This is a genomic window from Burkholderia seminalis DSM 23518 (assembly GCF_902832885.1).
Classification (GTDB): Bacteria; Pseudomonadota; Gammaproteobacteria; order Burkholderiales; family Burkholderiaceae; genus Burkholderia; species Burkholderia seminalis.
Window position 1 is genome coordinate 415,461 of the sequence record NZ_CADFDK010000001.1, and the last position, 16,020, is coordinate 431,480.

A 16,020-nucleotide genomic window follows, 5' to 3' on the forward strand; every position below is an offset into this window, starting at 1 on the left:
ATGTCGATTCACATGATCACGATGCCCAAGTGGGGGCTGTCGATGGAGCAGGGGCAGGTCAACGGCTGGCTGAAGGCGATCGGCGAACGCGTGACGAAGGGCGATGAGCTGCTCGACGTCGAGACCGACAAGATCTCGTCGGGCGTCGAGTGCGCGTTCGACGGCACGCTGCGCCGGCAGGTCGCGCAGGAAGGCGAGACGCTGCCGGTCGGCGCGCTGCTCGGCGTCGTCGCGGCCGCCGAGGCGAGCGATGCCGACATCGATGCGGCGATCGCCGACTTCCAGCGCGATTTCGTACCGAGCGCCGCCACCGACGAGGCTGCCGGCCCGCAGCCCGAGAAGGCGCAGATCGGCGGCCGCACGGTGCGCTTCCTGAAGCTCGGCGACGGGGCAGGCACGCCTGCCGTGCTGATCCATGGCTTCGGCGGCGACCTGAACAACTGGCTGTTCAATCACGCGGAACTCGCCGTGCACCGGCCGGTGTGGGCGCTCGACCTGCCCGGTCACGGCGAGTCGGGCAAGGCGCTCGATACGGGCAGCCTCGACGAACTCGCCGATGCGGTGCTCGCGCTGCTCGATGCGCAGCACATCGAGCACGCGCACCTGATCGGCCATTCGATGGGCGGCGCGGTCGCGATGGCGGCGGCCGAGCGCGCGCCGCAACGGGTCGCGTCGCTGACGCTGATCGCGAGCGCGGGGCTCGGCACCGACATCAACCGTGCCTACATCGACGGCTTCGTCGCCGGCAACAGCCGCAACACGCTGAAGCCGCACCTCGGCGCGCTGTTCGCCGACCACGCGCTGGTGACGCGGCAGCTCGTCGAGGATCTCGTCAAGTACAAGCGGCTCGAAGGCGTGCAGGCCGCACTGGAGAAGATCGCGAACGCCGTGTTCGACGGCGCCGCCCAGCGGCGCGTGTTCCGCGACCGGCTCGCGACGCTTGCGCCGCGCACGCTCGTGATCTGGGGCGAGCGCGACCAGGTGATTCCCGCCCAGCATGCGCGGGGCCTGCCTGACGGCGTGCGTGCCGAGGTGATCGCCGGCAGCGGGCACATGGTGCAGATGGAGGCGGCCGCCGACGTGAACCGCCTGATCGTCGCGTTTCTCGGAGCGTGACGATGGCTGCCGCGCCCGAACGCTCCAGCCTCACGGCGCTCGGCCAGCCGGGCGCGCGCAGCCGCGACAAGCTCGCGCGCATTCCGGTGCGCGTCGAGCTCGCGGCCGGCGCGGCGCTGCCGAAGCCGTCGTGGCTGCGCGCGCGGCCGATGATGAGCGCGGCGGTGGCCGACATGGCCGCCGTGCTGCGCGAGCATCGGCTGCATTCCGTCTGCGAGGAGGCGATGTGTCCGAACATCGGTGAATGCTTCGCGCAGCGCACCGCGACCTTCATGATCATGGGCGGCCTGTGCACGCGGCGCTGCCCGTTCTGCGATGTCGCGCACGGCCGTCCCGAGCCGCTCGATCCCGACGAGCCGGCACGGCTGGCCGCCGCGGCCGCCGCGCTCGGGCTGCGCTACGTCGTGATCACGTCGGTCGATCGCGACGACCTGCGCGACGGCGGCGCCGCGCATTTCGCCGCGTGCATCGCGGCGGTGCGCGCGAGCGTGCCCGGCATCGGTGTCGAGGTATTGACGCCGGACTTCCGCGGCCGCGTGGCGCGTGCGCTCGATGCGCTGTCGACGGCCTGGCCGGACGTGTTCAACCACAACGTCGAGACGGTGCCGTCGCACTATCGCGCGGCGCGGCCGGGCGCCGACTATCGCGGTTCGCTCGACCTGCTCTTGCAGGCCAAGCGCGCGCGGCCGGGGCTGGTGACGAAGTCGGGATTGATGCTCGGGCTCGGCGAGCGTGACGACGAAGTGCGCGACACGCTGCGCGACCTGCGCGCGCATGACGTCGACGTGCTGACGCTCGGCCAGTATCTCGCGCCGTCGGCGCACCATCTGCCGGTGCGGCGTTACGTGAGCCCGGAGGCGTTCGCCGCGTGGCGCGGCGAGGCGCTCGCACTCGGTTTCAGGGAAGTCGTCGCCGGCCCGCTCGTGCGGTCGTCGTATCACGCGGCCGACGTGCTGGAGGACGCGTAGCGGGCCGTGCGTCAGGCGGCGGTGGCGGCGGAGGCGTGCGCACGACTCACGCGGCGCAGGTACAGCACGAGCCCGGCGCCCGCGAGCATCAGGCTGACGGTGTTCGCGAACCAGAAGCCGCGCGCGCCTGTCAGCCATGCGGGAGCGATGCCGCCGACGTCGAAGCCGAGCACGTAGCCGCCGCTCAGGCCGATGCCCCACAGCGCGACCGCATAGATCACGGTCGGCACGACGGCGACCTTGTACGCGCGCAGCACGAACGCCGACGTGACCTGCAGCGCATCGAAGCAGTGGTAGCACGCGACGATCGCGACGAGCGGCATCGCGGCCGCGGCGACGGCCGGGTTCGGCGTATAGCCGCCGATGATCAGCGGGCGCAGCGTGAACACGAGCACGCCGTAGGCGGCCGCCACGCCGCACGCGAACATCACGCTGTGCCGGCCGAGCAGCCGCGCTTCTTCCGGGCGCCCGGCGCCGAGCGCGCGCGCGACCAGCGTCGACGCCGCCACGCCGATCGACAGCGGCGTCATGTACAGCACCGCGCCGATGTTGCCGGCGATCTGGTGGCCGGCGAGCGTCGTCGTGCCGAACTGCGCGATGAACAGCGCCATGCAGGTGTACGACGTGACCTCGATCAGGTACGACAGGCCCATCGGCACGCCGAGCTTGAGGATGGCCTTCTGGCGTGCCCAGACGGGCCAGCAGAAGCGCGAGAAGATCGCGAGCGGCGCGAACACGTCGAGCTTCGCGAGCAGCGTGTAGCCGATCAGCGCGAGCGCCCAGTTGATCAGCGTGCTGGCGAGCCCGCAGCCCGGGCCGCCCAGGGCCGGCACGCCGAACCCGCCGAAGATGAACCACACGTTGAGCGGAAACTTGAGCAGCAGCGCGCCGATCTGCAGGATCATCGCGAGCCGCGGCTTGCCGGCCGCGTTGGTCAGCGCGTTGTAGATGCGAAAGACGAGGCTGGCGGGCAGCCCGTACGACAGGATGCGCAGGTAGTCGACGGTGCGCTCGTGCAGCGCGGCAGGCGCATGCGCGATGCGCAGCAGCGGCTCGGGAAAATGCAGCAGCAGGAAGCCGGGAATCGCGAGCAGCAGCGCGAGCCACAGCGCCTGGCGTACTTCCTCGCCGATTTCGGCATAGCGCCGCGCGCCGTACAGCTGCCCGGTGATCGGCTGCAGCGCGGACAGGATGCCCGTCAGGCCGATATAGATCGACACGTAGATCGACGACCCGAGCCCGAGCGCGGCGAGATCGACGGCCGAATAGCGGCCGACCATCGCGGTGTCGATCACGCCGAACGCGATGATCGCGAGCTGGCCGACGAGTACCGGCCACGCGAGACCGACGATCCGGCGGATGTCGCCGAACATCGTCAATCGGCCGCCTGGCGGCGCGGCGGACGCCGCTTGACGGGCGTCTTCGGCCGCTCGATGCGCTCGTACAGGCGGAAGCGCTCATCGCGGTCGGCGACGCGGCGGCCTTCCCACACGAGGCGCCACACATACTGCGACATCGCGCTCGGCTCGCCGAAGTCCGAACGATCCTGGCGCAGGATCACGTCGCAGTCGCCGGAGAAGTCGAAGTGCATGTTGCCGAAATACGCGAAGGTCGCGATCTGCGCATCGCCGAGCCGCACGGGCGAGATGCACTCGTAGTCGGACGGCAGGTGCACGGCGATCTGTTGCGCGACATCGCGATAGGTCCGGCCGTAGTTGACGATCGGCAGCCACAGCGTCATCAGCAGCACCCACATCAGCGTGGTGCCGGCGCCCGACAGCACGACGCTGCGCCACAGCACCTTCGGCTGTCGCGAGATGCGCCAGCGCGCGAGGAAGCACCAGCACACCGTGACGATCACCGCGCAGATGAACGACAGGATCTTGAAATGCGGTTCGTAGCCGGGCACGAGCCGCGCGAGGTTGCGTGCGAGCGGATGCGGGAAGCCCGTGAGCGAGGCGAGCCATACGAGCCATACGAAGGTGCCGAGGATCGTGAAGCTCAGCACCGCGAACCAGTCGATCGCATTGATCGCGCCGCGCTTGAGGGTCGGCAGCGCGAACGTCGCGAGCACCGCGAGCGGCGGCAGCAGCAGCATGTACATGCGGTTCGACTGCTGGCTCTGCAGGATCACGAGCGCGACGAGCGGCACGGCAACCGACAGCGGAATCGCGATGTGCGCGCGGCGGCGCATGCCGGCCCAGCTCCACCAGGCCCAGATCGCGAGCGGCCACGCCGGCCACGTGAACAGCGGCAGGTTCTTCGCCGCATAGCCGAGCACGGCGGTCGGCGGCCCCGAGAAGCGCATCAGGCTGCCGTGGATCCACTGGTTGAAGAACCAGGCGGCGTCGTCGGGCGCCGCGACGAAGGCGGCGAGCGGCCACAGCGCGAAGATCGCGGCCGCGAGCGGCACGCCGACCAGCAGCAGGCGCAGGTTGCGCATCTCGGGCGTGACGAGCCACAGCGCGGCCGTGCCGGCGAGCATCGCGGCGACCAGCACGGGGTTGCCCGACAGCGCGACGAGGCCGATCGCGACGCCCCACCACAGCGCGCCCTGCAGCGGCTTGTCGATGCCGCGCACGATTCCGTACACGAGCATCGCGATCCACGCGAACTGCGCGAGCTGCGGCGTCGTTTCATGGCCGCGTTCCGCGAGGCCGAAGCACGCGACGAGCACCAGCAGCGCGCCGTCGGCGAGCGTGCGGCCGTAGTCGCGCGGCTCGGGTTCGCCGCCGAATGCGTATTTGAACGGCTGCACCTCGGCGCGCCGGCCGAGCAGGTAGGCCGCGTACCAGACGAAGGCGCACGCGACGCAGAACAGCACGCCGGTGTCGACGCGCGACGCGTTGCTGGCATCGACCCACGGGCCGAGGCCGCGGATCGACAGCGCGCCGAGCCAGTAGCCGAGCGGTCCGTCGGTCGTGATGAACTTGCCGACCAGGTTCGGCAGCAGCCAGTCGTGCCAGCTGCCCTTGGCCATCGTCCACATCACGCCGAAGCCCGCCGCGTCCTCGTTTTTCCACGGGTCGCGGCCGAACAGGCCGAACGCCGCGTAGACGAGGCAGAGCGTGAGCAGCAGCCAGCGCGGGAGCGCGCGCGTGGCGGAGGCGGTGAGACGGACGACAGGCTTCATGCAGATGAGCGTTTTGTTATGGGCGGGCGCCTGGCGCGGTTGCGCGCAGGCGAGCCGGTTTCGAGCATCCGGCATTGTAGACGCGCCGGCCGCGCCGCGTCAGGTCGATGCCCGGACGCTTCCGGGCGAGCAGAGACGAAAAAGGGCAGCCTGGGCTGCCCTTTTGTGCGATGCCGATGCGAAGCTTACTTCGCGATCTTGCCGCTGGCGCGTGCGCCGAACTTGTTCTTGAACTTCTCGACACGGCCTGCCGTGTCCATGATCTTTTGCTGACCCGTGTAGAACGAGTGCGATTCCGACGACACTTCGATCTTGGCGAGCGGGTAGGTCTTGCCTTCGTGGTCGATGGTTTCACGCGTCTGGATCGTCGAGCGCGTGATGAACTTGAAGCCGTTCGACATGTCTTGGAAGACGACTTCGCGGTAGTCCGGGTGAATGCCAGGTTTCATGATTTTCCTTGGTGAGAGCGGTAGCCAACCCGCCGCTTGCCGTGCCTTGCCGCCCAAACTGGCGCGATTCGGTTGACGTCAAGCCCGGCGCGAGCCACTTGCCTAAGGTCGAAAAACGGCGATTATGCCAGAAAATCAGATGGTTGACGAATAATTTTCACGGTGCGTCGAGTGCGCCGGTGCCGGCCGGATCCTGCCGGTAGTAACGCGCGAGCAGCCTGTACAGCTCCGGAAATTCGGACTCGAACGCTTTCGGCCGCACGAACAGCGCCTCGCTGCACACCGCGAAGAACTCCGACGGGTGGTCGGCCGCATACGGATCGATCAGCGAGTCCCGCTCGAAGCGCGCCCATGCACGGTCCGGCACCGCGTCGACGCGTGCGCAGAACTGGTCGTACGCGTGTTCGAACACGTCGGCCCAGGCCTGCGCGTCGAGGTGCGGCGCGTGCCAGCGGCGAAATAGGGGCGGATAACCGTCGGCCGCGCCGTTGACCATGTCGATCTTGTGCGCGAATTCGTGGATCACGACGTTGTACGCGTCCCGGCCGTCCGTCATCTGCGCGTCTTCCCACGACAGGATCACCGGCCCGCCTTCCCAGGCCTCGCCGCTCGCGTCCTGCTCGACCTCGTGGACGACGCCGTCCTCGTCCTGCACGGTCTTGCGGATCACGAATTCGCCCGGATACACGACGACGCCGACCCAGCCGTCGTACAGCGACAGGTCGAGATTCAGCACGGGCAGGCAGGCCTGCGCGGCGATCGCGACGATCATCTCGTCGGTCAGCGCCAGCCCGTGCGCGGTCGAGAACGATTTCTTCGCGATGAACAGGCTCGTCAGCTCGCGCAGCCGGCCGAGCGCGTCGGGCGCCAGCGCCGCGAGGAACGGCAGGCGCTCGACGGTGTCCCGCCACAGCGTGTCGGAAATCGGGTGGCTGCGCAGCGCGCGGTCGCGGCGGCGGTCGTCGAACCAGCGGGTCAGTTTTGAAAGCATGGAGACGGCTGACGATAATCCAAAGCCTGTCTTTTAACTCAATCGATCTCTTTTTGCCATGCCGCGAAGAGGCCGCCGACCAGCGCGACGCCCGCCAGGAAGTAAAACCCGTCGAGCGATGCGAGGAACGATGCCTGTTGCGCGACCATTCGCGCGATCGACGCGATCGCGAGGGCGTGCGCCTCGTTCAGCGCGTGGCCGGCCGCGGCGTAGCTGTGCGTCAGCGCGTCGGCGGTCTGCTGGAACAGCGGGTCGAACACGTTCGCACGCTCGACGAGCCGCGTCTGGTGCACGGCGACGCGGTGCTGCTCGACGATGATCACCGACGACGTCGCGAACGAGATCGTCAGTTGCCGCACGATGTTCTTCAGCCGGTAGCCGTGCGTGTATTCGTCGATCGCGAAGATCCGGAACGTCAGGTTCGCGACCGGCAGCACGATGAAGAGCAGCAGCAGCCCGCGCAGCAGCAGCGGGACGATCAGCGCGGCCTCGCCGACCTGCGGCGTCATGCGCGTCATCCATAGCGCGGCCGCGACGGCGATCGCGAACCCCGGCACGACGAACCACTTCTTGTGCGCGACGAGTTTCGCGTAGCGCAGGTACGCGAACAGCGCGGTGGCCGAAATCAGCGACATCGTGCCCACCAGGCGGCCGGCGTTCTCGACCGGATAGCCGAGCCCGCCTTCGAGAAAGCGCGACGTCAGGTAACTGAACCCCGTCGTCTCGTAGTAATAGAACATGTAGAGCAGCAGCCCGACCTGGAAGGTCCGCTCGCGAAACGCATGCAGCCGCACGAGCGGCGTCGGGTGGTTCCACTGGTGATACGCGAACCACGCGAGCGCGCCGACTCCCGCGATCGTCAGCAGGATCAGCATCGGTGAACCGCTGTAGAGCTGGTAGTGCACCTGCTGCAGCACGATCTGCAGCGCGCCCTGCGCGAGCGCGAATACGACGTACGGCCAGAAGTGTCCCGAGCCGCGTTCGTCGTCGGGCGTGCGGCCCGAGTCGGGCAGCGTGAGCAGCGCGAGGATCGCGAAGGCGATGCCGGCCGGTGCCGTGCACGCGAACAGTGCACGCCAGGTCGAATGCGCGACGAGCAGTCCGCCGACGATCGGCGCGAGCGCGCTGCCGAGCAGGATCATGATCAGGAACGCCCGCGTCGCGGGCGGCCGTTCCTGCGGCTTGAAGCTGATCTGGATCAGGATCCGGCAGGCGCCCATCATCGGGCCGATGAAATACCCCTGGAAACCGCGCGCGAACGCGAGTTGCAGCGATGTGTCGGCGAGCGCCGACGCGATCGCGCCGCACGAGAACATCAGCATGCAGCCGGCGACGTAGCGGCGATGGCCGAGCCGGTCGACCCACCATTGCTGCTGCAGGATGCCGAGCACGGCCGTGACCGCGTACGCGCTCGACGACCAGACGAGTTCGTCGGGCGATGCGTTGATGCCGCCCGCGATGTAGCTCGCGAAGAACGAGAAGACCGCGTTGTCGAAATAGTCGATGCCGGTGACGAGCGCGAGCGCCCACGGAAACAGGTCCGTGCGCAGGTTGGCGCGGCTCCACAGCGGCGCTCGGCCGGGCACCGCGTTCATTCGCGATCCTTGCGGGGGCGTCGCGTGCCGGCTTCGGCCCGCCGCTGCGCGATGAGTGCGTCGGGGTTTTCGCCGGCGAGGCGCCGTTCGACGTAGTCGATGTCGTGCTGCAGTTCCTTGCGCAGTGCGACGGCTTCCTTCAGTTCGCGCTGGACGGCCGCGATCCGCCGGTCGAGCGTGTCGATCTGTTCGGCGAGGCCCGTGCGGATGTCGCGCAGCGACGCGTCCGAATAGCGGCGCCGGCCGTCCCCCGTTTCTTCCAGCGGGCGCTTCAGCATTTCGGTGATGCCGTGCAGCGAGAAGCCGAGCGCGCGCAGCCGCAGGATGCGCGCGAAGCGCTCGAGATCGGCTTCGTCGTAGAGGCGGTAGCGGCCTTCGCTGCGCGACGGCGTGACGAGCCCGCGCTCTTCGTAATATTTCAGCGTGCGCGGCGTGACGCCGAGCCGCGAAGCGGCGTCGCTCACGGTCAGCAGTGCGGGGGAGGTGTCGTTCGGCATCGGGCGTCGCAGGGGCGGGGCGATGACGCGATTATAGATCAACCTGTACGTTCACGTTCAGGTTGAGGCGAAAAAACGGCCGCCGGGCTGGATGCGCGGGCGGCCGTTTTGCGAGGCGAGGGCGATCAGCCGCCGCGACGCATCAGGTCGAAGAACTCGGAGTTGCTCTTCGTCTGGCGGATCTTGTCGAGCAGGAATTCCATCGCCTCGACTTCGTCCATGTCGTGGATGAACTTGCGCAGCACCCAGATCTTTTGAAGGATCTCGGGCTTGATCAGCATTTCTTCGCGACGCGTGCCCGACTTGTTCAGGTTGATCGACGGGTAGACGCGCTTTTCCGCGAGACGCCGCTCGAGGTGCACTTCCATGTTGCCGGTGCCCTTGAACTCTTCGTAGATCACGTCGTCCATGCGGCTGCCGGTTTCGATCAGCGCGGTGCCGATGATCGTCAGCGAACCGCCTTCCTCGATGTTGCGCGCCGCGCCGAAGAAGCGCTTCGGACGCTGCAGTGCGTTCGCGTCGACACCGCCCGTCAGCACCTTGCCCGACGCCGGGATCACGGTGTTGTACGCGCGGGCGAGACGCGTGATCGAGTCGAGCAGGATCACGACGTCGTGCTTCATTTCGACGAGGCGCTTGGCCTTCTCGATCACCATTTCGGCGACCTGGACGTGGCGCGTGGCCGGTTCGTCGAACGTCGAGGCAATCACCTCGCCGGCGACCGAGCGCTGCATTTCGGTCACTTCTTCAGGGCGTTCGTCGATCAGCAGCACGAACAGGATCACGTCCGGGTGGTTCTGCTTGATCGCGTGCGCGATGTGCTGGAGCATCACGGTCTTGCCCGACTTCGGCGACGCGACGAGCAGGCCGCGCTGGCCCTTGCCGATCGGCGCGATCATGTCGATGATGCGGCCCGTGACGTTTTCTTCGCCGCGCATTTCGCGCTCGAGCGACAGCGGCTTGTTCGGGTGCAGCGGCGTGAGGTTCTCGAACATGATCTTGTGTTTCGAGGCCTCGGGCGGCTGCCCGTTGACTTTGTCGACCTTCACCAGCGCGAAGTAGCGCTCGCCGTCCTTCGGCGTGCGGACTTCACCTTCGATGGTGTCGCCGGTGTGCAGGTTGAAGCGGCGGATCTGCGACGGGCTGATGTAGATGTCGTCGGTGCTGGCGAGATACGACATTTCCGGCGAGCGCAGGAAACCGAAGCCGTCCGGCAGCACTTCGAGCGTACCGTCGCCGAAGATCGTCTCTCCCGTCTTGGCGCGCTTTTTAAGAATGGCAAACATCAACTCCTGCTTGCGCAGGCGGTTCGCGTTTTCGATCTCCAGGCCATTGGCCATTTCGATCAGTTCGGAGACGTGCAGAGACTTGAGCTCGGATAAATGCATACGGAGAACCCGCCAGGGAGGAGAAGCGACGAAAGAAATAAGGGAGGAGGGCGAGCGGAAGCGCTCAGAGACTTAAATGCGTCTTGTCGACGTTTTTTAATTCTAGCATAGGCCGATTCGCGCTTGAGCGAGCGATCGGCGGCTTGGCGACGGACGTGTTGCCGGCTGACAACACGTCCGTGAGCCTGCCCGTATTACAGGTGGCTGTCCAGGAATGCGGTGAGCTGCGACTTCGACAGCGCGCCGACCTTCTGCGCGGCGGCCGCGCCGTTCTTGAACAGGATCAGCGTCGGGATGCCGCGCACGCCGAACTTCGCGGGCGTCGCCTGGTTGTCGTCGACGTTGATTTTCGCGATCTGCAGCTTGTCGCCGTAGTCCTTCGCGACTTCGTCGAGGATCGGGGCGATCATCTTGCACGGGCCGCACCATTCGGCCCAGAAATCGACGAGCACGGGCTTGTCGGACTTGACGACGTCCTGTTCGAACGATGCGTCGCTGATGTGTTTGATCTGTTCGCTCATTGGGTCAATACCTCTTACGGTTCGGGGACTGCCTGCTTGCGCGTTGCGGCGTACCGGCCGCCGTAGGCTGCCGGCCGCTGCGGCAGGTCACTCCGCTCCCCGGAAAGGAGAGGCGTGGGCGCTGCATGCCGCGGCTCGCGGGTCGTTCGGGCGTCATATTAGCCTAAATTGCTATCTGCTGCGGGCGGCGATAGTAGCCGCTACGCGAGTAGGGGTACGACGCGGCGTTCGACCGTTGTGCGACGCAGGTGGAGGCTGGCCGGCGGATTACAAGGGGCGGGTGCGCATGTGCGTCGTGCGAACGGATGGCGCGCCGGTTTGCCCGGCGATATTTGCATTGAGGCGAACAAACGGTCGCATTTGTCCGGGAGCGGTGATAGAATATGGCGTGACGGGCCTCCTCGCATGGTGGGGCGGTGAACCTGGTCAGGTCGGGAACGAAGCAGCCACAATCGTTTTCCGCCAGTGCCGAGGGTTGGGCTCGTCACCTTCCTTCTCGCCCCGTTCGCCGGGCGTTTTTTATTTCCGCGTCACACTCCGTTCGACCCGTACCTTGCCCGTTCTCCGCACCGTTTCGCGTGTCGGCGCGACGCAGCGTTACTGATACAATTTCCCGATGACCTATCAAGTTCTCGCACGCAAGTGGCGTCCGAAGGATTTCGCTTCGCTCGTCGGCCAGGAGCACGTCGTCAGGGCGCTCACGCACGCGCTCGACGGCGGGCGTCTCCATCACGCCTATCTGTTTACCGGAACCCGCGGTGTCGGCAAGACGACGCTGTCGCGGATCTTCGCCAAGGCGCTCAACTGTGAAACCGGCGTCACGTCGCAGCCCTGCGGCGTGTGCCGCGCCTGTCGCGAGATCGACGAGGGCCGTTTCGTCGACTACGTCGAAATGGATGCCGCGAGCAACCGCGGCGTCGACGAGATGGCCGCGCTGCTCGAGCGCGCGGTGTACGCGCCCGTCGATGCGCGCTTCAAGGTCTACATGATCGACGAAGTGCACATGCTGACGAACCACGCGTTCAACGCGATGCTGAAGACGCTCGAAGAGCCGCCGCCGCACGTCAAGTTCATCCTGGCGACGACCGATCCGCAGAAGATTCCCGTCACCGTGCTGTCGCGCTGCCTGCAGTTCAACCTCAAGCAGATGCCGGCCGGGCACATCGTGTCGCATCTCGAGCGGATCCTCGGCGAAGAGCGCATCACGTTCGAGCCGCAGGCGCTGCGCCTGCTCGCGCGTGCGGCGCAGGGCAGCATGCGCGATGCGCTGTCGCTCACCGACCAGGCGATCGCCTATTCGGCGAACGAAGTGACCGAGTCGGCCGTGTCGGGCATGCTCGGCGCGCTCGACCAGACTTACATGGTGCGCCTGCTCGACGCGCTCGCGGCCGGCAGCGGCCCCGAAATCCTGACGATCGCCGACGAAATGTCGCTGCGCAGCCTGTCGTTCTCGACCGCGCTGCAGGATCTCGCGAGCCTGCTGCACCGGATCGCGTGGGCGCAGTTCGCGCCGGGATCGGTACTCGACGAATGGCCGGAAGCGGCCGACCTGCGCCGCTTCGCGGAGGCGTTGAGCCCCGAGCAGGTTCAGTTGTTCTATCAGATCGCGACGGTCGGTCGCGCGGAGCTCGGTCTCGCGCCGGACGAATATGCCGGTTTCACGATGACGCTGCTGCGGATGCTCGCGTTCGAGCCGGCTGTTGCCGCCGGCGGTGCGCCGGGCGGCCAGCCGTCCGTGCCGCGTGCCGTGCCGGCTCCGCGCGCTGCCGCGGCATCGGCCGCTGCGGCGAAGCCGGTGTCGGCTGCGCCCGCCGAGGCGGCGCGTCCGCCGGCTGCGGCGGCTGCGCCGATCGTCCCCGCCGCGCGTCCGGCGCCGGCTCGATCCGGCGAAGAAGCCAGCCCGCCGGCGGCGAAGCCGGTTGCCGTTCAGGCGCAGGCGCCTGCGCCGGTCGACGCACCTGTCGTCGAAACGCAGCCGGCTGGAACGGATGCCGCGCAGCAAGCGGCGCCGGCCAGCGACGTGCCGCCACCCGCCCGCAACGAACCCGAGCCGCCCGCGGCCGGCGTCGCCGCGGTTGCATCGCGAATCGAGGAGCCGGCCGCACCGGCCGCGCCGGCACCGCGCGCTGCGTCGCCGGAACCGGCTGCCCGTCCGGCCGCGCGCGCAGGCGGAGCCGCCGCCGCGCTCGACGTGCTGCGCAATGCAGGAATGCGCGTGTCGTCCGATCGCGGGCGTGCGGGCGCCGCGCCGAAGCCGGCCGCCCAGCCGGTCGTCGAAAAGCCGGCCGCGCCGCGTCCCGCCGTGCAGGTGCCGACGCCGCGTGCTGCCGCCCGTGCGCCGCAGGCTGCCGATGCGCGCCCGACGTCGCCGCCGTGGGAGGACATCCCGCCCGACGACTACGTGCCGCTCAGCGCCGACGAGATGTTCGGTGGCCCTGACGACGGCTTCGTGCCGGTGTTCGACAGCGGCCCCGACGATGTGCGCGTGATGCCGAAGCCGGCGGAAGCGCGTCCGTCCGCGCCGGTCGACACGCGCCCGTTGCCGCCCGCGATCGCGCTGGATCCGGTCGGTTTCGACGGCGAATGGCCGGCGCTGGCCGCGCGCCTGCCGCTGAAGGGCGTCGCGTACCAGCTCGCGTTCAACAGCGAACTGACGGCCGTCGATGCGACCACCCTGAAACTTTCGGTGCCGGTGCCGCAGTACGCGGACGCCGCGCAGGTGGCGAAGCTGAAGGCGGCGCTGGCCGATGCGCTCGGCAAGCCGGTCGAGGTAGCCGTCGAGGTCGGGCCCGCGCGGCGCACCGCGGCGGCGCTCGACGCGGCCGCGCGCGCGGCACGCCAGCGCGAGGCCGAGCAGGAGATTCACGGCGATCCGTTCGTCCAGCAGCTCGTGCGCGACTTCGGTGCGCGCATCGTCGACGGCTCGATCCGTCCGCTCGCCGATTCGGCGCCGGACGGCGTGCCGCCGACGCTGCATTGAACTGACCGCCCCGCGACAGGCACAATCACGCCCCGCACACATTGGCCGGCACGCGCCGCGTGCCGGTTTTCACACGATCAAGAAGGAGTATTCCCATGTTGAAAGGCAACCTCGCCGGACTGATGAAGCAAGCGCAGCAAATGCAGGAAAACATGAAGAAGATGCAGGAGCAGCTTGCGCTGATCGAAGTCGAAGGGCAGTCGGGCGCCGGCCTCGTCAAGGTGACGATGACGTGCCGCAACGAAGTGCGTCGCGTCGCGATCGACCCGAGCCTGCTCGCGGACGACAAGGACATGCTCGAGGATCTCGTCGCCGCGGCGTTCAACGACGCGGTGCGCAAGGCCGAAGCGACGTCGCAGGAAAAGATGAGCGGCATGACGTCGGGCCTGCCGCTGCCCCCGGGCTTCAAGCTGCCGTTCTGAGCGCGGCGTCCGTGCCACCGTTTGCCGCCGTATGAAACAGCCGTCCGCCCTGTCCGCTCTCGTCGAAGCGTTGCGTGTGCTGCCCGGCGTCGGGCCGAAATCCGCGCAGCGCATGGCGGTCCACCTGATGCAGCACGACCGCGAGGGCGCGGAGCGGCTCGGCCGGTCGCTGCTGTTCGCGACCGAGCACCTGCAGCACTGCGAGAAGTGCAACACGTTCACCGAAGCGCAGATCTGCGAGGTCTGCAGCGACGAGGAGCGTGATCCGACGCTGCTGTGCGTCGTCGAGACGCCTGCCGATCAAATCATGCTCGAGCAGACGATGACGTACCGCGGGCTGTATTTCGTGTTGATGGGGCGACTGAGCCCGCTCGACGGGATCGGCCCGAAGGAAATCCATTTCGACCGCCTCGTGCGGCGCGCGTCCGACGGTGTCGTCAAGGAGGTCGTCCTCGCGACCAACTTCACGAACGAGGGCGAAGCCACCGCCCATTACCTCGGCCAGACGCTGAAGGCGCGCGGCCTCGCGGTCACGCGTCTCGCGCGAGGCGTGCCGGTCGGCGGCGAGCTCGAATACGTCGACGCGGGCACCATCGCCCGCGCGATGCTCGATCGCCGCACGATGTAAGCCGGGCGCCGCCGGCAGGCGGCGCCGTTCCTCATGCCAGGGAGACACATGAGCACCACCCAGGGCCCGCTCGCGGGCGTTAAAGTGCTCGAATTCGGAACGCTGATCGCGGGGCCGTTCGCATCGCGGCTGTTCGCCGAATTCGGCGCGGAAGTGATCAAGATCGAGGATCCGAACGGCGGCGACCCGCTGCGCAAGTGGCGCAAGCTCCACCCGGAGCAGGGCGGCACGTCGCTGTGGTGGTCCGTCCAGGCGCGCAACAAGAAATCGGTCACGCTCAACCTGAAAGCCGACGCCGGCAAGGCGATCGCGCGTCAGCTCGCGAGCGAGGCCGACATCGTGATCGAAAACTTCCGTCCGGGCCTGCTCGAGAAGCTCGGGCTCGGCTACGACGTGCTGTCGGCCGACAACCCGGGCCTCGTGATGGTGCGCCTGTCCGGCTACGGTCAGACGGGCCCGTACCGCGACCGGCCCGGCTTCGGCGCGATCGCCGAATCGATGGGCGGGCTGCGTCACATCACCGGTTATCCCGATCTGCCGCCGCCGCGCATCGGCATCTCGATCGGCGATTCGATCGCCGCGCTGCACGGCGTGATCGGCGCGCTGATGGCGCTCCATCACCGCAAGGTCAACGGCGGCGCGGGGCAGGTGGTCGACGTTGCACTGTACGAGGCCGTCTTCAACATGATGGAAAGCGTGGTGCCCGAATACGGCGTGTACGGGATGGTGCGCGAGCGCACCGGCGCGTCGCTGCCGGGCATCGTGCCGTCGAATACCTATGCGTGCCGCGACGGCAGCATCGTGATCGGCGGCAACAGCGACCCGATCTTCAAGCGGCTGATGAAGGCCATCGAACGCGACGACCTCGCCGACGATCCCGCGCTTGCGCAAAACGACGGGCGCGTGCCGCGTACGCAGGAGATCGACGACGCGATCGCCGCGTGGCTCGCGCCGCGCACGATCGACGAGGCGCTCGTCGTGCTCAACGCGGCCGACGTGCCGGCCGGGCGCATCTACAGCGCCGCCGACATGTTCACCGATCCGCAGTTCGTCGCGCGGCAGATGATCCAGCGTTTCAAGCTGGCCGACGGTACCGACATTCCGCTGCCGAACATCACGCCGAAGCTGTCGGATACGCCGGGTGAAACGCGCTGGCTCGGGCCGGAACTCGGCGAGCATACGGACGAGGTGCTGCGCGGCCTCGGCTACGACGCGCAGGCGATCGCCGCGCTGCGCGAAGCGGGCGCGATCTAGGGGAAGCGCCCGCGGACCTGTCGCGTCGCGCCAGATCCGCGACGGGACGGCTTTCGAGAAGGAAAACCCGGGGCAGCC

At 68.0% G+C, this 16,020-nt stretch carries 14 protein-coding genes and 1 other RNA gene; 7 read left to right on the top strand and 8 right to left on the bottom strand.

The features are described from left to right. Entirely contained in the window at positions 1 to 1,116 is a 1,116-nt protein-coding gene (locus HWX00_RS01940) for an acetoin dehydrogenase dihydrolipoyllysine-residue acetyltransferase subunit (RefSeq protein ID WP_175028810.1), read from the top strand. A 2-nt stretch (positions 1,117 to 1,118) separates the two neighbouring features. Further along, positions 1,119 to 2,084: a lipoyl synthase gene (lipA, locus tag HWX00_RS01945; protein ID WP_175028811.1), complete on the top strand. Its 966-nt coding sequence runs from the start codon at positions 1,119 to 1,121 to the stop codon at positions 2,082 to 2,084. A gap of 11 nt (positions 2,085 to 2,095) precedes the next feature. Here lipA and HWX00_RS01950 read toward each other — a convergent pair whose 3' ends face one another. The 8 genes from HWX00_RS01950 to trxA all read right to left on the bottom strand — a co-directional run bounded on the left by HWX00_RS01950 (position 2,096) and on the right by trxA (position 10,658). Then, entirely contained in the window at positions 2,096 to 3,457 is a 1,362-nt protein-coding gene (locus tag HWX00_RS01950; protein WP_034188653.1) for an MATE family efflux transporter, read from the bottom strand. A 2-nt stretch (positions 3,458 to 3,459) separates the two neighbouring features. Then, positions 3,460 to 5,292 (bottom strand): ArnT family glycosyltransferase, encoded by a 1,833-nt coding sequence (locus HWX00_RS01955; protein ID WP_175028812.1) that lies wholly within the window; start codon positions 5,290 to 5,292, stop codon positions 3,460 to 3,462. A gap of 110 nt (positions 5,293 to 5,402) precedes the next feature. Further along, a complete protein-coding gene (locus HWX00_RS01960) occupies positions 5,403 to 5,666 on the bottom strand; it encodes a type B 50S ribosomal protein L31 (protein WP_034188651.1) in 264 nt (87 codons plus the stop codon). Between the two features lie 157 nt (positions 5,667 to 5,823). After that, a complete protein-coding gene (locus HWX00_RS01965) occupies positions 5,824 to 6,657 on the bottom strand; it encodes a M90 family metallopeptidase (protein ID WP_175028813.1) in 834 nt (277 codons plus the stop codon). 38 nt (positions 6,658 to 6,695) lie between these two features. Beyond that, entirely contained in the window at positions 6,696 to 8,252 is a 1,557-nt protein-coding gene (locus HWX00_RS01970) for an MFS transporter (protein WP_175028814.1), read from the bottom strand. Then, positions 8,249 to 8,749 (bottom strand): MerR family transcriptional regulator, encoded by a 501-nt coding sequence (locus HWX00_RS01975; RefSeq protein WP_034188648.1) that lies wholly within the window; start codon positions 8,747 to 8,749, stop codon positions 8,249 to 8,251. The genes HWX00_RS01970 and HWX00_RS01975 overlap by 4 nt, the downstream gene beginning before the upstream one ends. A 125-nt stretch (positions 8,750 to 8,874) precedes the next feature. Further along, positions 8,875 to 10,137, bottom strand: a complete 1,263-nt coding sequence (rho, locus tag HWX00_RS01980) for a transcription termination factor Rho (protein WP_006478662.1) — start codon at positions 10,135 to 10,137, stop codon at positions 8,875 to 8,877. 194 nt (positions 10,138 to 10,331) lie between these two features. After that, a complete protein-coding gene (trxA, locus tag HWX00_RS01985; protein WP_006402348.1) occupies positions 10,332 to 10,658 on the bottom strand; it encodes a thioredoxin TrxA in 327 nt (108 codons plus the stop codon). A 390-nt stretch (positions 10,659 to 11,048) separates the two neighbouring features. On the opposite strand from trxA, the gene ffs reads away from it, so the two are divergent. From ffs to HWX00_RS02010, 5 genes are all read left to right on the top strand, one after another. Next, an RNA gene (gene ffs / locus HWX00_RS01990) (signal recognition particle sRNA small type) lies at positions 11,049 to 11,147 on the top strand. A 127-nt stretch (positions 11,148 to 11,274) separates the two neighbouring features. Then, on the top strand, positions 11,275 to 13,638 hold the full coding sequence (locus HWX00_RS01995) for a DNA polymerase III subunit gamma/tau (RefSeq protein WP_175868085.1): 2,364 nt from the start codon (positions 11,275 to 11,277) through the stop codon (positions 13,636 to 13,638). Between the two features lie 95 nt (positions 13,639 to 13,733). Next, positions 13,734 to 14,060, top strand: a complete 327-nt coding sequence (locus HWX00_RS02000; protein WP_014896896.1) for a YbaB/EbfC family nucleoid-associated protein — start codon at positions 13,734 to 13,736, stop codon at positions 14,058 to 14,060. A 31-nt stretch (positions 14,061 to 14,091) separates the two neighbouring features. Next, positions 14,092 to 14,688, top strand: a complete 597-nt coding sequence (recR, locus tag HWX00_RS02005; RefSeq protein WP_006478665.1) for a recombination mediator RecR — start codon at positions 14,092 to 14,094, stop codon at positions 14,686 to 14,688. A 48-nt stretch (positions 14,689 to 14,736) separates the two neighbouring features. Next, positions 14,737 to 15,942 carry a CaiB/BaiF CoA transferase family protein gene (locus HWX00_RS02010; RefSeq protein WP_034188646.1) on the top strand — a complete coding sequence of 402 codons (1,206 nt, stop codon included), beginning with the start codon at positions 14,737 to 14,739 and terminating at the stop codon, positions 15,940 to 15,942. Positions 15,943 to 16,020: the final 78 nt, after the last annotated feature.